This is a genomic window from Salinirubrum litoreum (assembly GCF_020567425.1).
GTDB lineage: Archaea > Halobacteriota > Halobacteria > Halobacteriales > Haloferacaceae > Salinirubrum > Salinirubrum litoreum.
In genome coordinates, this window is record NZ_JAJCVJ010000001.1 from 190133 (window position 1) to 213416 (window position 23284).

The following is a 23284-nucleotide window of genomic DNA, read 5'->3' on the forward strand; positions in this document are numbered from 1 at the left end:
ATCCCGTAGTCAGTCGTTTTATACCACAGACGCCCCTACGACCTGTCATGCACGAAGTCGCGGACCTGGACTCGCTCGCCGGCGAGTCCGTCGTCGTGATCGGCGGTGGCTTCGGCGGGCTGTCGACGGCCTGCTACCTCGCAGACGCCGGTGCCGACGTGACCCTGCTGGAGAAGAACGAGCAGTTGGGCGGCCGGGCCAGTCGACTGGAACGCGACGGGTTCCGGTTCGACATGGGCCCCTCGTGGTACCTGATGCCCGACGTGTTCGAGCACTTCTTCGGCTACTTCGGGAAGTCGCCGGACGACTACTACGAACTCGAACGCCTCGACCCCCACTACCGTATCTTCTTCAAAGACGGCGACCGCGTGGACATGGTCCCCGATCTGGAGACCAACAAACAGGTGTTCGAGAGCTACGAACCCGGCGCGGCAGACGCGCTCGACCGCTACCTCGAGAAGTCGAAGGAGAACTACGAGATCGGGATGGAACACTTCGTCTACGAGGACCGCAACTCGGTCGGGGACTTCCTCGACCCCTCGCTGGCGAAGTACGCGTGGGGCCTCTCACTGCTCGGGTCGATGCAGGACCACGTGGAGAAGTACTTCGACCACCCGAAACTCCAGCAGATCATGCAGTACACGCTGGTCTTCCTCGGCGGCGCGCCGACCAACACGCCGGCGCTCTACAACCTCATGAGCCACGTGGACTTCAACATGGGCGTCTACTACCCCGAGGGGGGTCTCGGCGCGGTCGTGGACGCCATCGTCGAGTTGGGCGACGAACTCGGCGTCGACTACCACACCGGCGCGCCCGCGACCGCGATCAAAGGCCGGCGCGGCGGGTTCAAAGTCGAGACCGACGATGCCGACTACCTCGCGGATCTCGTCGTCTCCGACGCCGACTACGCCCACACCGAACAGGAACTGCTCCCCGAGCAGAAGCGCCAGTACGACGAGGACTACTGGAACTCCCGGACCTACGCCCCCTCGGCGTTCTTGCTCTACTTGGGCGTCGAGGGCGACGTGGACCCCCTCGCGCACCACTCGCTGGTGCTTCCGACCGACTGGGACGAGCACTTCGAGCAGATCTTCGACGACCCGCAGTGGCCGGACGACCCGGCGTACTACCTCTGTGTCCCCTCCCAGACCGACGACTCGGTCGCGCCCGAGGGCCACAGCAACCTGTTCGCGCTGGTGCCCATCGCGGCCGGACTGGAGGACACGCCGGAACTCCGCGAGGAGTACCGCAACCTCGTGCTGGACGACATCGCCGACAACACCGGCGTCGACATCCGGGACCGGATCGTGCTGGAGGAGACGTTCTGCGTGAACGACTTCGCCTCGCGGTACAACTCCCGCGAGGGCACCGCACTCGGCCTCGCACACACCCTCCGACAGACCGCGCTGTTCCGACCGCCACACCACTCCGAGACGGTTGACGGCCTCTACTTCACGGGATCGTTCACGACACCCGGCATCGGCGTCCCGATGTGTCTCATCAGCGGGATGGTCACGGCCGAGGAGATGGCCGACCGCGAGCGAACCGCGAAGACGACCCGTCGAGCGTAGATGTCGGTCACGCCGCGCGCCTCCGGGACCGCCACAGACCGCCTGCGGTACCTGCTCACGCTCTCGCGGCCCCGGTTCTGGCTCTACCTCGCCGGCCCGGTCGTCGTCGGCGTGGCCTTCGCCGCCGACTCGGTCGGAGAACTGTTCCTCCCGGTCGGCTTCGCGCTGTTCGGCTACTTCCTCCTGCCGGCGAACGTCCTGCTGTACGGCGTCAACGACGTGTTCGACGCCGACGTGGACGAGGCGAACCCGAAGAAGGAGGGAAAAGAAGCACGCTGGTCCGGCGACCGGTTCGTCCTCGGGGCGGTCGTCGTCGGTGGCCTGCTGGGCCTCGCCACGTTCGCCGTCACGCCGCAGGTCGCGTGGCTCTACCTCGGCGGCTTCTTTCTGCTCGGGGTCGAGTACAGCGCGCCGCCGTTCCGGTTCAAGACGACGCCCTTCCTCGACTCGGTGTCGAACGGCCTGTACGTCCTGCCGGGGATGGCCGCCTACGCGACGATAGCCGGCGTCCACCCGCCGTGGCCCGCCGTGGCCGGTGCGTGGCTCTGGACGATGGGGATGCACACCTTCTCGGCCATCCCCGACATCGAACCGGACCGCGAGGCCGGCATCCGGACGACAGCGACCGTGCTGGGCGAGGAGCGCACCTACGCCTACTGTGCGGTCTGCTGGCTCACCTCGGCGGTCGCGTTCGGTGCTCTCGACATTCGGATCGCCCTGCTCCTGCTGGCGTACCCGGTCGTCGTCTTCGGCATCTACTGGTCCGACATCGACGTGACGCGAGCCTACTGGTGGTATCCGGCGCTGAACACCCTCGTCGGGATGCTCCTGACGATGGGCGCTCTCTGGAGGTTACTGTATGGCTGACGGCCGGTTCGCGGAGGGCTGGCAGGCCGAGATTCCCCGGACACGGCCCGAACTGGAGGCGTTCCTCGACGACCTCATCCGAGACAATCGCTTCACCATCTCGGTGTTCTTCCCGCTGGTCGGGGCGATTCTGCTCGTCGGGAGCGCGCTTGACCTCGTGCCGGAGCCGTTCAAGTTCCACCCCCTGTTGATCCTGACGGGCACGTTCGTCATGCGCTCGCCGCTCATCGTCGGCGTCCTGCCGACCGGCACCCGGAAGACGGGGTGGGCGGTCGGCCTGCTGGCGCTGTACGCCTACGGCATCGAGTACGTCGGCATCCACACCGGTTATCCGTACGGCACCTTCCAGTACGTCGTCGACCTCGGGCCACGGGTCGGCGGTGTCCCACTGGGCCTGCCGGTGTTCTTCATCCCGCTGGTGGCGAACGCCTACCTGCTGTGTCTGCTCCTGCTGGGCGACCGGGCGGAGTCCGGGCCGGTTCGCCTGCTGACCGTCATCGCGGCGGTGCTGGCGATGGACCTCGTGCTCGATCCGGGCGCGGTCGCGATCGGCTTCTGGGAGTACGACCTGACCGGGGTCGCGCTGATCTACTACGGCGTCCCGTGGACGAACTACGCCGGGTGGGTGCTCTCGGCGACGGTCGCGGTCGGCCTGTTAGACTACGGCTTCGACCGACCAGCCCTGCTCGCCCGTCTCGACGACTGTGAGTTCATGCTGGACGACATGGTGAGCTTCGTCATCCTCTGGGGCTGCATCAACGCCGCGTTCGGCAACTGGCTCGCGGTCGCGGTCGCGGGGCTGTTCGCGGTCGGACTCCTCCGAACCGACCGCTTCGACACCGGCCTGTTCCGCGTCTGGGACTGAGTCGGCGGGAGTCGAGCGGTCGGGAGACGACCGCAGACGCCGGGGGAGCTATGTGTCCACACACCACAGGACGAGAGGATGGGCGACCTGCACCGCGTGCTCGGGCCGGCACACGCCACGGCGGTCGCGCTCGGGGCACTCTGCGGCGCGGGCGTGGTCTTCGTCCCGCGCCGCGTCGAGAACCTCGCCGGTCCCGCGACCCCGGTCGCGTTCCTGCTGGCGACCACCGGCGCGCTGGCGCTCGCGGTCTGCTGGGCAGTCTTCCTCGCGGGGCCGACCGGCGACCGACCCGGGGGCGCGTACCGCCACCTCGCCCGGACGTGGGACTCGGAGGCGCTCGCATTCGCCGTCGTCTGGACGAAGCCGGCGGCCTACGTCGGCCTGCTCGCACTGCTCGCGGCGTGGCTCGGCGACTGGTTGGCTCGCGCGGTCGGTGGCGGCAGTCCGATTCTCTCCACCCCTGCGGCCGACCAGTGGGCGGTCGGCCTCCTGGCGCTTCTCACCGCACTCCACCTCGCCGGCGTGCGGTGGCCAGCGCGCCTCCAACTGGTCGTGACCGGCGCGCTCTCCGCACTCCTGCTCGGGATGCTCCTGCCGGGCCTACCGGCGATCGTCCCCGGCAACTTCGTCCCACTGCTCCCGACCGAGTCGCTCCGGGCCGACCCGGTCGGCGCGGTCGGCGACGCGACGCTCGTGGCGCTGTTCGGCGTCGTCGGCGTCGAGGTCGTGGCGAACCTCGCGGGCGAGACGCGTGGCTCGCGGCGCTGGCTCCCGCGTGTCCTCCTCGGGGTGACGCTCGCGGTCGGGGTCGCCGTCACCCTGATCGCGACGATCACGTTGGGCGTCATCCCGTGGACGCGTCTGGTCTTCGCGACCGTCCCGTTCGCAGATGCCGCCGCCTCGTACCTGCGGGTCCGGGCGAGCCTGCTCGCAGAGCCGGCGATTCTGTTGGCGACTGCCGGGGGGCTGCTGGCGTTCTCGTGGGCACCGACACGACTGCTGTACGACCTCGGCGACCTGCTTCCGCCGCTCTCGCGGACGAACCGCCACGGCGCGCCGGACGTGGCGGTGCTGACGACGACGGTCCCGGCCGCCGCGCTGGTCGTCACCGACACGACTCACCTCGCGCTGTATCTCGCCCTGCCGGGGCTGTTCGGACTCTACCTCTGCCACGGGGTGACGGCGGCGGCGCTCCCGCGTGCCGATCCAGCGGGGTTCTCGGCCGGGACGACTGGCGTGCGCGCCGACGCCGGTGACGGGACGGACGACGGTGGCGCGGACGCGACCGCCCCGCTCCTCCACAGACGACCGGCGCTGCTCGTCGTCGCCGGTCTCACCGCGTCGGGCCTCGCGGCGCTGTGTCTCGCGCTGGTCGTCACCCGCGATCCGGCGACGACACTCGGCTGGCTCCGGGTCGCCCCGGCGCTGTCGATCCTGCCGGAGGGGACGCTGGTCCGCGACCCGGCGACCACCGTACTGCCGGCGACCCTCGGCTGGCTCACGGTCGGCGCACTCGTCTGGCTGACGGCGCGGGACTACCGGCTGTCGCGGGAACCGGAGTCCGATAGCGACAGGGACACCGACCGGTCGGAGTCCCCCGCGCGACCGAACACCGCCGACCGGCGGCGCGACTGACAGACGGCTCAGAGGTCGACAGGTTCGACCGACTCGGCCAGCGATCGTGCTCGCTCCAGCAGGTCCTCGGGTTCCGCCGCGACGACCGCTGCCAGCGTCGCGTTCGTCTCGGGGTGTGGCGGCGCGACGCGCTCACAGCCGACCGGGAGCGTCGAGTCGTCGAACGTGCCGATGCGTCGAGCCTGCTCTGTCACGTCGTTCTTGTCCCGCGTCAGCAGTGGGCGGTGAACCGGGAGCGAGACGGCGGCGTCCGTCACCGCGAGGTTCGGTCCGGTCTGGCTCGACTTCTGGCCGAGCGACTCGCCGGTGGTGACCGAGTGTGCCTCCAGTCGCTGTGCGACCGACTCTGCGACCACGAGCATCGCGCGCCGGAGCGACAGCATCCGGGTGTCGCCCACAGAATCGGTGAGATCGGCGACGAGATCGCCAGCCGGCGCGACCCACAGCCTGTCGAGGCGGTCGGGCGCGTACCGCCGCAGAACGCGGGCCGTCTCGACCGCCCGAGCGCGGTGGTCCGGCCCGCCGTAGTCGCCGAGATCGAGGTACAACGGGACGATCTCACAGCCCCGGCGCAGCAGTTCGTAGCCGGCGACCGGCGAGTCGATCCCCCCGCTCAACAGGAGCACCGACTTCCCCTGCGTCCCGAGTGGAAGCCCGCCGGGACCCGAGAACTCGCGTGCCGAGACGAAGGCGGTGTCCTCGCGGACTTCGACGCGGTAGGTCCGGTCCGGGTCGTCCAGATCGACAGACGCGCCGGTGACGGATTCGATCAGTGATCCGCCCTCGCGTTCGATCTCGCGGGCCGAGAAGTCGTGGGCCTCGTCCGGGCCGACGCGCCGGGCGCGCACCGCGAAGGAGTCGCCCGCTGGCGCATCTCGGGCGAAATCGCGCAGAGCGTCGAGCACTGCGTCCAGTTCGGCAGAGCACGCGAGAGAGGGTCGCGCCGAGACGACACCGACGCAGTCGGCGACGGCCTCGGCGAGTCTCGTAACCCTCTCGCGGTCCGCCGGAGCAGTCGAGGAGTCGGCAGGATGGACGAACAGGCGCGACCAGCGTGCCTCGACTTCGGCGGCGAGGTCGCGGTCGGCGAGGAGCGCCCGGAGGTTGTCGGCCAGCGTCTCGACCATCTCCCGGCGGACCCCCGAACTCTTGACGCCGATCTCGCCGTAGGCGACGAGGACGACCCAGTCCGCGCTCCGAACCGTGTTCACACCCGGAGGTGGGTCGCGGGCGGTCTTGAGGGTTCGGCTCCCGAGCAGACCGCCGACTCCGACTCGGTATCAGCCAGCGTCACCGAGCGCCGCGAGCAGGCGCTCTCGGTGGAACGCTACGGCGTCGTCACCGGTCAGTTCCGGGTAGCGCGGGCGGGTGACCTCGCCCGTCGAATCGACGGCCGAGAGGACGACTGCGACGACGCGGTAGGCGCTCGGCACGGACGGAATCGGCCGGACCGACTCGTAGCCCGCCCGGAAGGCCCGCCGGAGGTCGGTGTTCGCCGGCGGTTCGACGTACCAGTCGGCCAGCAGATGCTCGGTCTTGGCGACCGACAGCGCCGGGTCGGCAGCCAGCGGTTCGCCCCAGTCGAGCATCGCCGTCACCCGGTCGTCGGCGACGAGGGCGTTGCCGGGTCGGAAGTCCCACGGAAAGAGCCGCGAGGTGGGTGCGGGCGGGACGCGGTCCTCGGCGACGTCGGCGTCGATTACCGTCGTCAGTCGGTCCCGGAGGTCGTCGAACTCGGCCGGGAGTGCTCTGAGTCCGGTGTCGACGTAGTTCCGAAGCCACGCGTGCCAGTCGTCGCTCGGCGTCCGGCCGGGGAGAGCGGTGACGTCACACTGTTTCTCGTCGGTACTCACGACACCGAAGGAGTCGGGTCCCGGTGCGTCCTCGCCCCGGCGGACACCGCCGACGAACTTCTCCCAGTCGCCGACGAACGCGACCGGACCGTAGCTGTCGAACTCGGAGAGTTCGTGGAGTTCGGCGAGTCCCCGCCCGAAGGTGCGGCAGAGCGCCCGCTGACGGTCGCTGGCGAAGCCGGCGAAACGGGTGTGCAGGTCGTCGCCGGGCACCGCGTCGGTGACCGCGTACCCCCGGTCGTCGATCTGGCCGACCGCCCGAACCTGCGGGACCGGAATGGAGGTCCGGCGACCGACCAGTCTCGCCAGGGCTGTCTCGGTCCGGACGACCGGGAGCGTCGCGAGTTGGACGACGACGCGACTCCCGTCTCCGAAGGTCACGAAGACCGTTCGCTTGCGGTTCCCGCGTGGCGACGTGGCGAGGCCGGCGATCTCTCTGTCCGGGAACTCGCGGTCGAGGACGGTCCTCGCGTCGTCGGTCGTGGCTCGTCTCTCGTCGTCCGTGTCGTCGGTCATCGTCGGGGCGAGTCACGCACTGCGGCGGTCGGTCCCTCGTCGAGAATCACCCGGAGGTCGGCGAGTCGCGGGACGACGAACTCCGGGGAGAAGTCGCCAGTGTCGACGAGGTCGTCGGTCACGTCGTTCGGGTCGTCGCCGTCCGGCGTCCACGCCGCGTCCAGACCGGCCCCCTGCGCGCCGCCCACGTCGTACTCCAGCGAGTCGCCGACGTACAGCGTCCTGTCGGCGGCGACGTCGAGTTCGCGAACCACCCGGTCGAAGGGGTCGCGGTGCGGCTTCCGGTTGTCCATGTCGCCCGCGAAGACGACGCTGTCGAAGGCGTCGGCGATGCCCAGCGCGTCGAGTTTGATCGCCTGCCGGCGCTCCGGGCCGTTCGTCAGGAGCGCGACCTGTGCGGTCTCGCGGGCGCGGTCGAGCACCGCCTCCGCGCCGGGGCGGAAACTGACGCGCCGGTGGTCGACGACTGCCGAGAAGCCGCGAGCGAGAGCGCGTGCCGGATCGGTGTCCCCGGCCGTCGCGTCGGTCGCAACCGAGTCGGCGTCGTACTGCGAGAGTACCCGCCGGAACCCGCGTGCGAGATACGTCTCGGTGTCGTCGGGGTCGGGCGCGCCCTCCAGCGACTGCCAGAGGTCGGTCGGTTCGCCGACCAGGTCGATCCCGGCACGCTCGAACGCGCCGACGTAGACCTCTTCTTCGGACTGGTCGTGCCGGCAGAGGGTGTCGTCGAGGTCGAAGACGACGGCGGCGTAGGTCACACCGGTCGTAGGTGCCGGGGGGACAAAAGTCCGTCAGCCAGGCGTGCCGTTCTGCAGGAGCGAAGTCGAGCGGTCGCCGCTCAGAACGTCGTCAGTTCGCCGTCGATGGCCCGGCGGGTGATGTCGGTGACGTTCGCCAGTTCGCGGTCGACGATGCCCGTCACCTCGGCCTCGATGTCGGCGAGGTCGACGCCGTCTTCGGGGACGACGTGGACGTCTGCGACGTGTGGCTGGTCGATGGGCCGGCCGATCTGCGAGAGCAGGCGCACGCGGAGGTCGCGGAGACCGTCCACCTCGGCGACGACCGTCTCGGCGATGTCCGTCGACAGCAGGTTGTAGATCTTCCCGATGTGGTTGACCGGGTTCTTCCCGGAGGTGGCCTCCATCGACATCGACCGGTTCGGCGTGATCAGCCCGTTCGCGCGGTTGCCCCGGCCGACGGAGCCGTCGTCGCCCTGCTCTGCGGAGGTGCCGGTCGTCGTCAGGTAGATCGAGCCGTCCTCGTAGTCGTCGGCGGTGTTGACCATGACCGAGACCGACCGGTCGGTGTACGACTCCGCGAGGTCCGTGACGTGCTGGCGGACCGACTGGACCGCCTCGTCGTACTCGTCCATCCCGTCGACGTAGTTGTCGACGATGGCGGCCGCGACCGTGATGTCGATGTGGTCGCCCTCGCGTTTCCCCATCAGCTTCACGTCCGGGCCGAGTTCCGGGTGCTCGTCGGCGTACTCGCCGTTCAGACTGCGCTCGGCGTCGAGGACGATGCGCTCGGTTTCGGTGAGCGGCGCGTGGCCGACGCCGAAACTCGTGTCGTTGGCCATCGGGACCGTCGCGCCGTCCTCGCCGAAGACCTCCTGTAAGTCGCCAGACCCCTCGCCGAGGCGGGCTTCCACGACGATGTCGGTGCCGAACTCCAGTTCCGGGACGTGTTCCGCGAGGTAGTCGCGGGCCGCCTCCAGAGCGACCGAGTCGACCGGGATCTTCTGCCCCTCGTACTCCTTCGTCGCGCGGCCGACGATCAGGACGTAGATCGGTTCGATGACCTCGCCGCCGCCGAAGGCGGGCGCGGCGGTGCCGGCGACCAGTTGCGTCTCGTCGGTGTTGTAGTGGAGCACCTTCCCGACGCGGTCGATGTAGGTCTGCGAGAGCGCCCGCGAGACGCTCTCGGCGATGCCGTCACAGATGGAGTCGGGGTGACCGATCCCCTTTCGCTCGACGATCTCGACTTCCTGGTCCTCGACTGCCCGTCGGTCGATCTCCTCGACCCGGATGTTCCGCTCGCTCATTGGTCGGGCTTCGACCGGCCCCCTGCTATAACTTGCGAAAAGAAATCCGTGCCGAGAGATAACTACAGTGCATTTTTCTCGGCACTCGGGTCACGCTTCGTCGGCCAGCATCAGTCTTCCTCGGCCAACACCATCCCGAGGTAGGAGGTCCGGATGGTCTCCTCGGGGTCGAGACCGAGTCGTTCGAGGAGTTCGAAGGCTCCCTCGCGGGCCGCCGCCACCTCGGCTTCCGGGACCTCGCGCTCCACCTCGACGAACTCGCCGACGCCGGCCACCGAGTCGAGGGTGACGACGTAGTCGTCGAGTCGGTAGCGGTCGCGGGTCTTCTCGACGACCGCGGCCGGTTCGAAGCCGAGTCCACCGAGAACCGAGTCCATCGTCTCGCCGTCGCCGACCCCGGTCTCGAACTCCCGGCGGGTCTTCGAGGTGTCGTCGACGAGGGGTCCCTTGTAGGTGACGCGCGCCTCGGTCGCGTCCTCGCTCCCCGTCTCGGCGTCGTCGGCCGACACGACCGTCTCCCGGCGTACCCGGAGCGCCTCGTCGGTCTCGGCGAAGTCGCGGTGCGGGGCGTCGTAGTAGGTGTCGGCCTGTTCGACGCGTTCGACGTGTGTCGCGCCGAGTTCTGCGAGTCGCTCTCTCACGGCGGCGTGGTCGGCGCGAACCTTCAGTTCGACCTCGTACATGCATCGAGACAGTGCCGAGAGGCTTATGAGTGTTCGAGATTCCTCCCGGCGGGGAGAAACGTGATTCTTAAGGGTCGAACGACTGTCGTTGGAGGTATGAGTGAAGATCAGCAGGCCGAGACGGCCGACGACGCACCCGAGGACGCCAGCGAGGAGTCCGAGGAAGTAACGGGAATTCAGGACGGGGACTTCGTCAAACTCGCGTACACGGTCCGAACCGTCGAGGACGGGACGGTCGTGGACACCACGAGCAAGGAGGTCGCCGAGGACGCAGAGATCGACACCGAGGACTACGACTTCTCGCCGCGCATCATCGTCGTGGGCGCGGGCCACGTGTTCGAAGGCGTCGACGACGCCCTCGTCGGTGCGGAGGCCGGCGACACCGGCACGGTCGACATCCCCGCCGAGGAGGCGTTCGGCGAGTTCGACCCCGACGACGTGCGCACCATCTCCGCCGAGAAGATCGACGAGGACGACCGCTACCCCGGCGCGCGCGTCCAGATCGACGGCGAGCAGGGTCACGTCGAGACCATCATCGGCGGGCGCGCCCGCGTCGACTTCAACCACCCGCTGGCGGGCGAGGACCTCGAGTACGAGTACGAGATCGTCGAGGTCGTCGACGACCGCGAGGAGCAGGCCGCCGGTCTCCTCGGGATGTACCTCCAGCAGGCCCCCGAGGTCTGGATCGAGACCGACGAGGTCGAAGAGGAGAGTCAGGTCGAAGTCGAGTCCGACGATGACGACGACGAGGACGCAGAGCCGGAGTTCGAGACCGTGACGGAGACGGTCGAGAAGGAGACGCTCTACATCGAGGCCACGCCGCAGATGACGATGAACCAGCAGTGGATGTTCCAGAAACAGCAGATCGCGCAGGATCTGATGGACCGCCTCGATCTGGACCGCGTCATCGTGCAGGAGACCATCGACGGGATGGGTGGCATGATGGGCGGCATGGGCGGTATGATGGGCGGCATGGGCGGCGGCGGTGCCCCCGCAGACGTGGAGGAGGCACTCGACGACGTGGACGTCGACGCCGACGAGATCGTCGAGGAACTCGAAGAGGGCGACCTCGACGAGCAGTAACGCCGTTCACTCGCGTCCGACCACGCACCACGCCACGCCGTCGTCCTCGCGCGACGACGCGACCGAGAATCACACCCCTTCTTTGTGCTGGCCGCGTCACCGCCGCACATGAGTGCCATCGAGGAGTTCGGCGCCCGCGCCGATCTGCTGGTCGCGGCCGTCGTCGCCGGTTGTCTCGTCGCGTTGACGCTCACCCTGGAGTTCCTGCTCGGTGTCGGTGACGTGAGCGCCCTCGTCCGCATCGCACCGCTGTACGTCTACCTGCTCTACCTCGTCTTCGACAACTACGTTCCAGAGGTAGTCTCCCCCGTCGTTCTCTGGTCGGCGCTGTCGGTCCTGGTCTCGGTCGGTGTCGTCGTTCTCTACGCGGTGTAACTTCTCGGACACGACCTCGCAAGATCACCCGCCGACGGGAGTAGTTTTAGTCCGGGGGCGACTGGAGGGAGCTATGACGCGTGAGATCCGGGTCCTCCACGTCGACGACTCGCCGGAGTTCGCCGACCTGACGGCGACGTACCTCGAACGAGTCGACGAGCGGTTCACCGTCGAGACGGCGACGGACGGCGAGGACGGACTCGACCGCTTCCGGTCGGCGACGTTCGACTGTGTCGTCTCCGACCACGAGATGCCCGGCCGGAGCGGGATCGAACTCCTCGAAGCGATCCGCGAGGAGCGCCCGGACGTTCCCTTCCTGCTGTTCACCGGGAAGGGAAGCGAGGAGGTCGCCAGTGCCGCCATCTCTGCTGGCGTCACCGACTATCTCCAGAAGGACGGCGGGACCGAGCAGTTCACCGTGCTCGCGAATCGCATCTCGAACGCGGTCGAACAGCGTCGGGCACGCGAGGCCGCGGCGCGCACGGAGCGCCGTCTCCGGGAACTCTCGGAGAACACGCCGGACGTGCTCTGGATGTTCTCACACGACTGGTCGGACCTCCTGTTCGTCAACTCCGCCTACGAGGACGTGTACGGTCGCCCACGCGCAGGACTCGAGGCGGACCCGAGTGCGTTCGTCGACGCGGTCCACCCCGACGACCGCGAGATCGTCGAGTCGGCGATGACGACACTCTCCGGCGGCGACGAGGTGGAAGTCGAGTATCGCGTCGACCCGAATCACGACTTCGAACGCACGGTCTGGGTGTACGGAAAGCCGATCGTGGAGGACGGCGAGGTCGTCCGCGTCGCCGGCTTCTCCCGGGAGATCACCGAACGCAAACGCAGAGAAGAGCAGTTGGCGGAAGAACGCGCGATCAACGAGCAGAGCCTGGACGCACTCGACGACATCTACTACCTCGTGGGGCCGGACGGCGACCTCCGGCGGTGGAACGAGACCGTCGTCGAGGTGACGGGCTACGCCGACGAGGAACTGGCCGCGTTGAACGTGCTGGAACTGTTCGACGCCGCAGACGCAGAACGTGTCTATCGAGCGGTCGAGAACGTGCTCACCGCCGGTTCCGGCCGTGTCGAAGCCAAACTCATCACGGCAGACGGCGAGCGCGTCCCCTACGAGTTCACCGGGTCGCGGTTCGTCGGGCCGGACGGCGACCTTCGGGGGGTGATCGGGGTCGGCCGCGACGTGTCGGAGCGCCGGGAGTACGAACGCGAACTCGAACGACAGAACGCGCGGCTGGCCGACTTCGCGGCGGTCGTCAGCCACGACCTCCGGAACCCGCTGAACGTCGCCAGCGGCCGTGTCGACTTGGCAGTCGAACGGGACGACACCGGTCACCTGCCGCCGGCGGTGGACGCACTCGACCGGATGGAAGCGCTGATCGACGACCTGCTCACGGTCGCCCACGAGGGCGATCTGGTCTCGGACATCGAGGCGGTGTCGCTCCGGGCGTCGGCCGAGCGCAGTTGGGCCACGGTCGAGACGGCCGACGCGACCCTCGACGTCCGGACCGACGCGGTCGTCAGAGCCGACGACAACGCGCTCCAGCAGTTGTTCGAGAACCTCTTCTCGAACGCGGTGACCCACGCAGGGCGGGACGCGCGAGTCGTCGTCGCGGAGCATCCGGACGGCTTCGCGGTCGCGGACGACGGGCCGGGTATCCCCCCCGAGGACCGAGCGTCGGTCTTCGAGGCGACCTACTCGACAGCCTCGAAGGGGAACGGACTCGGTCTCGCCATCGTCCGAGAGGTGGTCGAGGGCCACGGCTGGTCGGTCTCGGTCGAGGAGAGTGACGCGGGTGGCGCGCGGTTCGTGTTCACCGGGCTGGACCGACAGCCGTGACGACCGTGTGACTCGGTAGTGGGTGCCCGAGTCGGCCGGGAGTCCCAGGGGTCGTCAGGGCGGCACACTCCGATCCCGCCGCACTCAGGCCGACTCGTCGAGGACGGTCAGCAGTCGGTCCCGGATCGCCGGGTCAGGCGACCCGACGTAGAGTCCGTCCCGCGAGACCGACGCGACGCCGCTCTCGTCGGCCAACAGCGCCCCGGCGTGCTGCTCGTACACGTCCGGGTGGAAACAGACGATGCCCTCCAGTCGCCCGGCGGCCACCAGCCCCCAGTCCACGCAGGGCGACCACGTCTGGACGACCCGCTTCGCCTCCTCGCCGAGTGCGTCGCCGATCTGTGTCGCCTGCGCCCGGAGCGCGTCGTCCCGCACGGCCGGCAGGCCGACGACGAACGAGAGCGTCCCGTGGCGCAGGTCGCGGTCGGTGTCGGCCCGGAGTGGCTCGCCGTTCCGCGTCGCGCCCTCGCCGGCGACCGCGAGATAGCGGTCCGCCGCGAGCGGTTCGTAGATGGCCGAGACGATCGGGTCGCCGTCGTCCAGCACGGCGACCGCCGTGGCGAACGACGGGAGGCCGGACGCGAAGTTGTTCGTCCCGTCGAGCGGGTCGACGACCCACTCGTAGCGGTGCTGACCGTTCTGTCCGGACTCCTCGCCGTGGATCGCGTGCTCGGGGAACGACCGGCGAATCACGTCCACGACCCGCGATTCGGCCTCCCGGTCGGCGACCGCCTTCACGTCGTCCGTGCCGTACTCGCCCGCGACCTCGCCGGTCCGGAACTGCTCGGCGAGGTAGTCGCCGCCGGCCTCGACGGCCTCGACGGCGACGGTCCGAAGTTCGTCCATGTCCGAGGAGAGTCGACCGAGCGGAATGAGCCGTTCGGTTCCGACGGGTCGCCAGCGGAGCGCTAACCGGTTCACCGCGTCGCCTCAGAACGGCACGTCGAACCGGGAGACGCGCTGGAGTCGGTCGACGACGCGCGGGAAGAGTGCGAGGAGGACGGCACAACAGGCGGTCGGCACGATGATACCGGGCCACGGCGATCCGGTCGAGAGCTGTGCCAGCGAGCCAGCGTAGGCGGTGAACCCCAACACGCCGCCGTAGTAGGCCGCCCGGAGCGGAAGCGAGTAGAAGTCGCCGAACGCGGGCCACTCGCCCACGTCGATCCAGCCGCCCCGGAGGGTGGCGACCGTCACCGTCGAGACCGTCAGCGCGGTCATCGCCGACAGCGAGACGGTGACGGGGTTCGGCGCGACCATGAGCGTGAGCAGGACCGGCAAACCGAGGACCGTCACCTCCGCGCCGCCGAAGAAGGCGTAGTCGAGCCACCGGTCGAACCGGGCCGTCAGGCTGTCCTCCGAACCCCGAGTCACACGTTCGCTATGGGCCGACTATGCGTAAATCGCTCGGCGAGACGTCGGCCCTACTCCAGCCGGTAGCGCAGGAGCGCCGCGATGCCGCCGAGGTTCTTCAGTTGTTCGCCGGGCTGAAACTCCCCGGAAAAGACCGTCACCTCGCCGCCCTTCTGCTCGACCGTCTCGATGACGTGGTTCACGTCCACGTCCCAGTCGCCCTCGCCCTGTCGCTCCTCGCGGAGACGGGTGTCGAGGATGAGGAGTTGGTCCACCGCGCCGAACTCGGCGGCCTCGGCGACCTCGCCGATGCCGTAGGCGACCTTCGTCCCCTGTGCGATCCCCTCCATCAACTGGTCCACGAGTTCCGCCTCGCGGGCGATGCGGGTGTCCTTCTGTACGTCCGAGACCGCGCCGCGCTTCAGGACTTCGTGAACGCCACGGTCGCCGACGCCGGAGGTGTCGACGGTCGCGCCGATGAGTTCGACGACCGCAGGGTACTCGTCTTCGAGGTAGTCGCGGGCGTCCTGCTTCGTGAAGCCCGGTCCCGCGAGGATGATGGCGTCCACGTCCAGATGCGACAGCGCGGAGCCGAGGTCCGCGAACAGTTCGTTCCGGGGCCGGGCGTACTCGCCTTTCCCGGTCGGGCGCGTGAACGAGGCGTACTCGTTCGTCCCGTACTGCGCGACGGTGTGGATGTACGCCTCGCCCTCCTCGACGGTGACGATGGCGACGTCCGGATTCTCGGCGGCTTCCTCGGCGCGTTCCAGTCGCTCCGTCTGGTCCGGTTTGAAGTGTTTCTCGATGGTGATCTCGGCGCGCTCCTCGACGTTCAGCGTGTGGTGGAACCCGAGTTGGTCCTCTCTCGACGTGTCCACGATGACGCCACCGATTCGGAGTCGGTTGGCGAACCGGGCGAACTCGACGTCCTCGACCTCGATGGTGACGTGGAGGTGTTCGCGCTCGCCGCCGGTGTCGCGCATCTGGTCGTCGTTGCGCTGGATTCTGCGGGTCGTGTCGCCTTCCACGAGGTCACCGGGTTCGAGGACGTACGAGAGGTGCCAGAGGTCGTCGACGTTCTCGGGGACGACGGTGACGCGTTCGCGCCCCTCCTCGCCGTAGCCCCGACTCGTGATTCGCATACGACCGACTCCGCGTCCCTCGGGTAAGTGCCCTGCTATCGCTCGTGCGGAGACGAGTCGTCACCGCCGAGTCGAACGACACCGCGACCCCACAAGCCGACTGCGACGACCTCGGCGTAGAAGGCGAGGAAGAAGCCGGCTCCGACCGCGTTCAGCGGCGCGAACAGCACCCCGGCCAGCGAGAGGACGACGACCGCGACACCCCACGTGACAAAGTATCGCGCGTCGGTGGCGACCGACCGGACCGCGCTCGGATCGAACGCCGACCTGAGCGATTCACCCACGGCGTAGGCCGACAGCCCCGCCGGGAGCAGATACGCGAAGAGCACGGCGACGAGCAGTGTGACCGTACTCGCGGTGTAGAAGCCGAGCGAGAGACCGACACCCGGCACGCTCCCGAGCGACTGTGAGAGCGTCCCGCCGAGCGTGACGACCAGCACGACTGTCGGCACCGCGAGATAGGCGACGACGATCAGCGACCCGCCGAGTCCACGGCGGAGAATCCCCCGAAAATCGTGGAACGTCGGTGGCGTCGTCTCGGAGAGGTCCGGCCGGGACGACCGGGCGCGGTCGTCCAGCGCGCAGACGAGGTAGCCGACGACCGGCAGGAGGGGAACGACCGGCACGAAGGCGGCCAGCAGGTGACAGAGACCGCCGACGAGCAGTGTCTCGACGGCGTGGTCGCCGCGCAGTGGGTAACCCAGTGCCTCCCGGAGCATCGCCCGGCGCTTTCCGGGCCAGCGGTTTGACGGTTCCGTTACCTGCCGTCCGCCGGTCCCCAGTCGAAGGGGTCGGTCTCGGTCTCGGTATCGGTGTCGGTCTTGCTGTCGGTCTCGGTCTCGGTCTCGGTCTCGGTCTCGGGGTCGGCCGCGACGTCCGCCGCCGAGTCGTCGAGGGGTGCCTCGTCGGCGGCGTGGTCGGTCTCGTCCAGTGTGACACCGCGACCAGACTGGACCGCCGCCGAGACGCCGCCGGCAGACTGGACAGCGCCCGCCGTGGTACCGTTCGCGTCGTCGGTGTCGGCCGACGCCGACAACTCGACTGCGGCCGACACGTCGTCCCAGTCGGTGAGCGAGTCGTCGGCATCGACCGCTTCGTGATCCGAGTCTGTCGTCTCGTCGGTGTCGGTCTGATCGTCCGTGTCGGGCGCTCCGTCGGTACCCGCGTCGTCGTCCACTTCGTCGGTGTCGGCCGACGTCACGGCCCACTCGCTCGGGAGGTCACCGTCGTCGCCCGAGTCGTCGACGTCGGAGTCGTCCGCGTCGACGTCTGCGGCCTCGTCGGGGTCGTCTGCCGTCTCTGTGTCGTCTGCTCCGTCGTCTCCCGTCGACCCGGCCTCGGGAACGAGCACGTCGCTGGCACCCCGACCGTAGAGCGAGTGTGCGACGACCTGCAGGTAGAACAGGAGGAAGAACCCGACGAGCAGGACCGACAGGGGAACGACGAACAACCCACCGACGACGAGGAGCAACCCGGCAAGTAGCCAGCCGACGGCGTAGTCGCCGGTGCCGGCGACCGCCCGGACCCGACCGAGGCGGAACGCCTCGCGCAGACTGCCGGAGACCGCGAAGACCGCGAGGGCGGCCGGTCGCAGGTAGGCGTACAGGAGGGCGTACCCGAGCAGTAAGAGACTCCCGAGGACCAGGACCGTGAGGACACCCAGCGCGCGAGCGTCGCTGACCGAGGACTCGACCGCCGACGGCGACGGCGACGTGGCCGGGTCGGCGACCTCCGGGGGGACGAGTGCGACCAGCGCCGCGACACCGAGGGCGACGAGGAGGACCGCCGGAAGGAGGTAGCCGGCGCTGACGAGTACCGACTTCACGCCGTCGGAGAGCAGCGTTCCCCAGCGAACGATAGAGGGTGCGCCGGGTTCGCGGTGCGCGCCGGCGTCGAGCACTGCAACGTAGTACCCCCGGAGGACGAACGCTGGGAGGAGCGCGACGGGGACCGCGAGCAGTGCGAGTGGGGTCGCGACGAGTGCGACGGTGAGACCCACCAGACCCACGGTCGCGAACAGTGTGAGAACGCCCCCGATGAGCACCGTGACGGCAGCGTCGCTCGTCTTCGCGGGCGTCGAGAGGGCGTCGCCGAACATCGACCGGAGTGTCGGACCGGGGATAGTTAACCGTTTACTCACGTCGGGGTCGGCAGGGGTCGAGAGAATCAGGTCGCGAGGGGAAGTCCGGTCGAGGCGACTCAGACGACCGGCTGTTCGTCGGGCATCTCGTTGTCCTCGCGCAGGTCGAGCGTCTGCACCTCGGCGAACGTCTTGCCGATGATGTAGTACGCGGCGACCGACGCGTAGAAGAACGCGAACGGGCCGAGGACGAACGTGATCAGTTGCCCGAGCAGGGGGATCACGTTGATCACGCCGACGACGACCGCGACACCGAGGATGACGGCGAAGGCGTACACCCAGCCGCGAGCGTACTCGCGGTCGGTGACGACCTGCCGGATGGTCCCGAAGTCGAAGCCCGCGCCGATGGTGCCCTCGTGGGCGAAGTTCGCCAGCACGGCCGGCAGGACGTACGCGAGTGCAAGCGAGAGCACGACGGTCACGAGCGCCGAGACGAGCAGGAGCAGGAAGCCGACGGCTCCCAGTCCGGAGTTGTTCGAGGCGACCCCGAGGACGCCGAAGAACACCAGCACGCTGGCGATGGCGACCGGGATCAGACTCCAGGCGAACGTGACGACGAACGCCTTCACGCCCTCGATGCCCATCTCGCCCCAGTCGTCGAAGACGGGGGCCTGCTCGTCGCCGGCACCCGACGTGCGGATCACGCGCATCAGATACCCGAGGACGAGGAAGGTCGGGATCAGGAGGAAGCTCAGGAAGCCCAGTACACCGCCGATGACGACGGTCTTGACGGCGTCGTCGCTGTTGCGAAGGTAGTTGAGTGATTCGCTAATCATGGTGGTCACCGAGAACGGGCGTGGCTGCTCCGAGGAGCCGACACTGCCGATAATTCTCGCATATACGACTCCGGACGAGGAGATAACCGTTTCTATGGTTTCGAGCCGTCTCCACTGCTTAAACGAGTGTTACGGCGGCCTTAACCGGTAGCCAGTCTCGGTAGACGGCGTCGCGGTCGGCGGTCCGGGACGGTCGCAGACCACGACGGGAGAAGACGAGACCGGGAGTTCCGAGCGACTAGCCGATCAGCACTCGGACCAGCCACAGGACTCGCAGGTCTTGCAGCCCTCCGAGTAGTAGAGCGTCATGCTCCCGCAGTCGGGACACTCCGGACTCTCGCCGGCCGCGAGCAGTTCGTCGGTGGCGTCCGCCTCGGCGTCGGTCGGCGCGACACCCTCGTCGGCTTCGGCGTCCGCGACCGTCGTCGTCTCGACCGACTCGCTCGTCCCGTTCACGGAGACCGACGCGCCGCCGTCCGTCTGGCTCGCCGCGTCCTCGAGTTCGGTGAGGTTCTTCTGCTGTGGGTAGTCGGTGTCGATCTCGCCGTCGAGATACCGACGCATCGCGGTACCGATCGCGTCCGGGATGGAGTTGATCTGCTCGCCCTTGTCCCAGGCGACCTTCGGCGACCGGATACCCTGCAGGTCGTCGGCGATCTCGCGGGGATCGACGCCCGAGCGAAGCGCGTAGCTGATGACCTTCGCCAGCGCCTCGGTGAAGGAGTTCGTGAACCCACCGGAGTTGCCGATGGTGGCGAACAGCTCGAAGGCGTCGCCGTTGTCGTCCTCGTTGATGTTGACGTACATCTTCCCGTAGCCGGTGTCGATGCGCTGGGTGACACCGTGGAGGACGTCCGGACGCGGGCGCTCCTTCGCGTAGGCGTCGCCGGTGCGGTCGGCCAGCAGGTCGTCGATCTCGTCGCCGACCACCGCTCGCACGTCCTCGTTGTCCACGAACTGCTCGATGCCGCCGAACACCTCGCGGATCTGCGCGACGAGCGCCTCTGCGGCCTCGGTCTCGTCGGCGAACTCGGTGTTCTGCGCGCGGGTCGTCAGCACCTGCTTCGAGCGGGTGCCGTCGCGGTAGACCGTGACGCCCTTCCCACCGTTGTCGTAGATGTAGCGGTACACCTCGTCCATGTCCTCCCGACTGGCCTCGTTCGGGAAGTTGCAGGTCTTCGAGATGGCCGAGTCGACGCCCTGCTGGCAGGCACACTGGACCGCGGCGTGAGCCTTGCCGGAGAGGTCCGAGGTGACGACGAACAGTTCGCCGATGGCGTTCGGGACCGTGTCGAGTCCCTCGACGCCGTCGAACTCGTTGTTCGCCATCTGCTCCTGTGCCTCCTGTTTCACGGCCTCGACGTCGACGTCGTTGGCCTCCAGCGTCCGGAGGAAGTAGTCGTCGAACTCGACGAGCATCTCGTCGCCCTGCACGTCGTCGGAGACGTTCTTGTAGTAGGCGACGTTGTAGATCGGTTCACAGCCGCCGGTCGTGTTGCCCACCATCGAGGTGGTGCCGGTCGGCGCGATGGTCGTCGTGTTGTGGTTCCGCACCGGGAAGCCGTCCGCCCAGTCGTCGGCGTCCAGCCCCGTGTGGTGCTCGAACCACTCGCGGTACTCGGTCGGGTTCGCGTACTTCGAGTCGTCCCAGTCGTCGAAGGAGCCGCGCTCTGCGGCGAGTTCGTGGCTGGCCCACTTCGACTCGTGGTTGATGTGGGTCATCAACTGCCGGGCGACCTCGTTGCCCTCCTCGCTGCCGTAGCGGACGCCGAGTTGGACGTACAGTTGGGCGAGGCCCATGATTCCGAGGCCGATCTTCCGCATCTCGCGGACCTTCTGTTCGATCTTCTCGACCGGGAAGTCCGACATCGTGACGACGTTCTCGAGGAAGCGCGTCCCGTACTCGATGCGGTGATCGAACGCCTCGAAGTCGATAGCCTCGTCGAGGAAGGCGTCGACCGCGTCCTCGAAGCTGTCGTACTCGTCGCCGTGTGCGTCGTACCAGACGCGCCAGTCCGGCGCGCTCTCGTCCGCGAGCGTCGAGAGGTTGATGTGGCCGAGGTTACAGGCCTCGTACTCCTCTAACGGCTGTTCGCCACAGGGGTTCGTCGCGAGGATGCGGTGGTCCGGATGCTCCTCCACGTCGAAGGAGTGCTGCTTGTTCACCCGTTCGAGGTAGATGACGCCCGGTTCGCCGTTCTCGTAGGCCCCGTCGACGATGTGGTCCCACAGTTCGGCGGCCGGAATCGACAGCACCTCGCCGACCTCGACGTGTTCGCCGAGGCCGAACCGCTCGTACAGTTCCTTCGTCTCGGGGGTGGCGACGTGCGGTTCCTCGGTGCGCGGGTTGGTGAAGACGAACTCCTCGTCGGCGTACAGCGCCTCCATGAAGTCGTCGGTGACGCCGACTGAGATGTTGAAGTTCGACAGGTGCCCCTCGACGGCGTTCCGGAGGTGCTTGGGCACCTTCCCGTCCTCGTCGATGAGTTCGCGGGCCTCTTCGAGGGCGTCGATGAACTTGGTGTGCGTGAAGTCGTCCGGGTCGTTCAGTCGGAGCGTGTGCGCGAGGCTCACGTCCTTGTTCTTCGCGTGGATGAACTGGATGACGTCCGGGTGCGAGACGCGCATGACCCCCATCTGTGCGCCGCGCCGGGCCCCGCCCTGCGCGATTGTCTCGCACATCTGGTCGAACGTCCGCATGAAGGTGACCGGCCCGGAGGCGATGCCGCCCGTCGAGCCGACCGTGTCGCCGTACGGTCGGAGCTTCCAGAAGGCGTAGCCCATCCCGCCGCCCGACTGGAAGACCTCCGCCGCTTCCTTCGCGGTCTGGTGGATGTCCGTGATGTCGTCGCCAGGAGAGTCGACGAAACACGCCGACAACTGCTGGAGTTCGTCGCCCGCGTTCATCAGCGTCGGCGAGTTCGGGATGAAGGAGAGGTCCTCCATCAGCGTCAGGAACTCGTCGCGCGTCTCGCGGACGTGGGCCGCGATGTCGTCCGAGAGTTCCGGGACGACGGTGTCGTAGGCGAACTTGTTGACGTTGTACACCGACAGCGTCGTCTCGGCGTCGTCGTCGGCGGCGGTCGTGCCCGCACCGAAGACCTCCGCCGCGAGTTCGTCACGTCGCGGGTGGTCCGGCTTCAACTGGTCCGGCGTGACGGTGATCTCGGTGTCGCGTTGCTCGGCCTCGAAGACGGCCTCGGCGAGCGCGATGTTGTCGGCGACGCGCGGGAACAGGTCTTCCTGTGACTCGATGGCGTCCCCGTCGGCGTTCTTCCGGAGGTAGCGCGCCGGCAGGATGTTGTGGTAGGCGTTGGCGGTGAGCCGTTCTTCCAGCGTCTCTCCGTCCGTTCGTTTGATCGGCAGTTCCAACTCGCCCGCGCCGAGGTCGGCGTCGGACATCTATTCCCCCTCCCGACCGGCAGGCCCCATCTGCCGGCCGAATTCGTCCGTGGCTGTGACGGTGTAGTTGCTCATTCGTGACGGACCATTCGTACCGAAGCCACCGTGATAAACGATGCGCTTGCGGTTGTCCTACTGCAAGTTCAGTTGTACGTCGATGCCTCTCGTCGGTTTATTTTCTGGCTGGCGCGCGACTCACTATCGGTCGCGCGACACACGTTCGATACATCGTGGACCGACATAAGAGTGTTTAGAGCGCGGTGAAAGTGATCGGTGGCTGAAAGGCGAGCGCAGTGGGTCGCGCCCGGCGAGTCGGTCGAATCGTCTCCTTCGAGGAAACCGGTAGTGAAGCGTCGACGCCGTCGCCTGCGGCCGTTTCCCGCCCCGAAGACGGAGACACGCCGGCGGGATCGTGTCCGGCAGACCGTCCGGCCAGGAACGCTCCCGTCGAGGTCGTTTCACACTCCCGAGACGCTCACTCCTCGGGGAACCCCTCGACGATGGCCACGCCGCTGGAGGCACCGATCCGCTCCGCGCCGGCGTCGAGCATCGCCACCGCCTCCTCGTAGCTTCCGACGCCGCCGCTGGCTTTCACGGGGAGATACTCGCTCATCAGTTCCACGTCCTCGAGCGTCGCGCCGCCGTCCGCGAACCCGGTCGAGGTCTTGACGTAGTCGGCGTCGGCGTCGCGCGCGAGTTGGCACGCGTGGTGCTTCTCGTCGGTCGTCAACAGCGCCGTCTCGATGATGACCTTCACCGGGATCGGGACGCCCGCGACGACCTCGGCGATGTCGTGTTCGACCGCGTCGTCCTCGCCGGCCTGCAACCGACCGACGTTCAGCACCATGTCGATCTCGTCCGCGCCGGCCTTCCACGCCTGGGCGGCCTCCTCGCGTTTGATCTCGGTCGCGTTCTGTCCGTGCGGGAAGCCGACGACCGTGGCGGTGGTCACGTCGGGCGCGTACTCGGCCGCTTCGGGGACGTAACACGGCGGGATACAGGCGTTCATCCCGTACTCTTCGGCGGCGTCCAGCACCTCGCGGACGTCCGCCATCGTCGTCTCGGGCCCCAGTACGGTGTGGTCGATCTTCGACGCGAACTCGGCTCTGTTCATACCGGGACCG

20 protein-coding genes are annotated in these 23284 nt (G+C 68.2%); 7 read left to right on the plus strand and 13 right to left on the minus strand.

Annotated elements, in window-relative coordinates; all coding sequences use genetic code 11:
* Nucleotides 1-47 precede the first annotated feature (47 nt).
* From LI337_RS00870 to LI337_RS00885, 4 genes are all read left to right on the plus strand, one after another.
* Entirely contained in the window at nt 48-1571 is a 1524-nt protein-coding gene (locus LI337_RS00870; protein ID WP_303645184.1) for a phytoene desaturase family protein, read from the plus strand.
* Entirely contained in the window at nt 1572-2438 is an 867-nt protein-coding gene (locus LI337_RS00875; RefSeq protein ID WP_227227822.1) for a prenyltransferase, read from the plus strand.
* Nucleotides 2431-3303: a bisanhydrobacterioruberin hydratase gene (gene cruF / locus LI337_RS00880; protein ID WP_227227823.1), complete on the plus strand. Its 873-nt coding sequence runs from the start codon at nt 2431-2433 to the stop codon at nt 3301-3303. Before LI337_RS00875 ends, cruF begins: the two co-directional genes overlap by 8 nt.
* 78 nt (nt 3304-3381) lie before the next feature.
* Nucleotides 3382-4938 (plus strand): APC family permease, encoded by a 1557-nt coding sequence (locus LI337_RS00885; RefSeq protein ID WP_227227824.1) that lies wholly within the window; start codon nt 3382-3384, stop codon nt 4936-4938.
* 8 nt (nt 4939-4946) lie between these two features.
* On the opposite strand, the gene LI337_RS00890 is transcribed toward LI337_RS00885, so the two are convergent.
* From LI337_RS00890 to cyaB, 5 genes are all read right to left on the minus strand, one after another.
* Nucleotides 4947-6149 carry a tRNA sulfurtransferase gene (locus tag LI337_RS00890; protein ID WP_227227825.1) on the minus strand — a complete coding sequence of 401 codons (1203 nt, stop codon included), beginning with the start codon at nt 6147-6149 and terminating at the stop codon, nt 4947-4949.
* A 69-nt stretch (nt 6150-6218) separates the two neighbouring features.
* Nucleotides 6219-7307 carry a phosphotransferase family protein gene (locus LI337_RS00895; RefSeq protein ID WP_227227826.1) on the minus strand — a complete coding sequence of 363 codons (1089 nt, stop codon included), beginning with the start codon at nt 7305-7307 and terminating at the stop codon, nt 6219-6221.
* Complete coding sequence (locus LI337_RS00900) at nt 7304-8065, minus strand: HAD family hydrolase (protein ID WP_227227827.1); 762 nt, start codon at nt 8063-8065, stop codon at nt 7304-7306. The genes LI337_RS00895 and LI337_RS00900 overlap by 4 nt, the downstream gene beginning before the upstream one ends.
* Before the next feature lie 80 nt (nt 8066-8145).
* A complete protein-coding gene (locus LI337_RS00905) occupies nt 8146-9351 on the minus strand; it encodes a methionine adenosyltransferase (protein ID WP_227227828.1) in 1206 nt (401 codons plus the stop codon).
* 110 nt (nt 9352-9461) lie between these two features.
* Nucleotides 9462-10034 carry a class IV adenylate cyclase gene (gene cyaB / locus LI337_RS00910; protein WP_227227829.1) on the minus strand — a complete coding sequence of 191 codons (573 nt, stop codon included), beginning with the start codon at nt 10032-10034 and terminating at the stop codon, nt 9462-9464.
* 96 nt (nt 10035-10130) lie between these two features.
* On the opposite strand from cyaB, the gene LI337_RS00915 reads away from it, so the two are divergent.
* The 3 genes from LI337_RS00915 to LI337_RS00925 all read left to right on the plus strand — a co-directional run bounded on the left by LI337_RS00915 (nt 10131) and on the right by LI337_RS00925 (nt 13347).
* Nucleotides 10131-11117, plus strand: coding sequence for an FKBP-type peptidyl-prolyl cis-trans isomerase (locus LI337_RS00915; RefSeq protein WP_227227830.1), 987 nt, complete (start codon nt 10131-10133; stop codon nt 11115-11117).
* Between the two features lie 108 nt (nt 11118-11225).
* On the plus strand, nt 11226-11492 hold the full coding sequence (locus LI337_RS00920) for a DUF8049 family protein (RefSeq protein ID WP_227227831.1): 267 nt from the start codon (nt 11226-11228) through the stop codon (nt 11490-11492).
* 73 nt (nt 11493-11565) lie between these two features.
* On the plus strand, nt 11566-13347 hold the full coding sequence (locus tag LI337_RS00925; RefSeq protein ID WP_227227832.1) for a hybrid sensor histidine kinase/response regulator: 1782 nt from the start codon (nt 11566-11568) through the stop codon (nt 13345-13347).
* A gap of 84 nt (nt 13348-13431) precedes the next feature.
* On the opposite strand, the gene LI337_RS00930 is transcribed toward LI337_RS00925, so the two are convergent.
* The 8 genes from LI337_RS00930 to deoC form a co-directional block, all read right to left on the minus strand.
* Entirely contained in the window at nt 13432-14193 is a 762-nt protein-coding gene (locus LI337_RS00930) for an inositol monophosphatase family protein (protein WP_227227833.1), read from the minus strand.
* An 84-nt stretch (nt 14194-14277) separates the two neighbouring features.
* The gene (locus tag LI337_RS00935; RefSeq protein WP_227227834.1) at nt 14278-14721 is read right to left on the minus strand and encodes a DUF8215 family protein; all 444 of its coding nucleotides are present in this window, start codon (nt 14719-14721) and stop codon (nt 14278-14280) included.
* Nucleotides 14722-14771: 50 nt separating this feature from the next.
* Nucleotides 14772-15842 (minus strand): mRNA surveillance protein pelota, encoded by a 1071-nt coding sequence (locus tag LI337_RS00940; protein ID WP_227227835.1) that lies wholly within the window; start codon nt 15840-15842, stop codon nt 14772-14774.
* Nucleotides 15843-15877: 35 nt separating this feature from the next.
* Nucleotides 15878-16561 (minus strand): DUF4013 domain-containing protein, encoded by a 684-nt coding sequence (locus LI337_RS00945; protein WP_227227836.1) that lies wholly within the window; start codon nt 16559-16561, stop codon nt 15878-15880.
* A gap of 38 nt (nt 16562-16599) precedes the next feature.
* Nucleotides 16600-17940, minus strand: a complete 1341-nt coding sequence (locus tag LI337_RS00950) for a DUF4013 domain-containing protein (RefSeq protein ID WP_227227837.1) — start codon at nt 17938-17940, stop codon at nt 16600-16602.
* A 101-nt stretch (nt 17941-18041) separates the two neighbouring features.
* Nucleotides 18042-18758, minus strand: a complete 717-nt coding sequence (locus tag LI337_RS00955) for a DUF4013 domain-containing protein (RefSeq protein ID WP_227227838.1) — start codon at nt 18756-18758, stop codon at nt 18042-18044.
* A gap of 246 nt (nt 18759-19004) precedes the next feature.
* Complete coding sequence (locus tag LI337_RS00960; RefSeq protein ID WP_227227839.1) at nt 19005-22160, minus strand: adenosylcobalamin-dependent ribonucleoside-diphosphate reductase; 3156 nt, start codon at nt 22158-22160, stop codon at nt 19005-19007.
* 475 nt (nt 22161-22635) lie between these two features.
* The gene (gene deoC / locus LI337_RS00965; RefSeq protein ID WP_227227840.1) at nt 22636-23274 is read right to left on the minus strand and encodes a deoxyribose-phosphate aldolase; all 639 of its coding nucleotides are present in this window, start codon (nt 23272-23274) and stop codon (nt 22636-22638) included.
* Nucleotides 23275-23284: the final 10 nt, after the last annotated feature.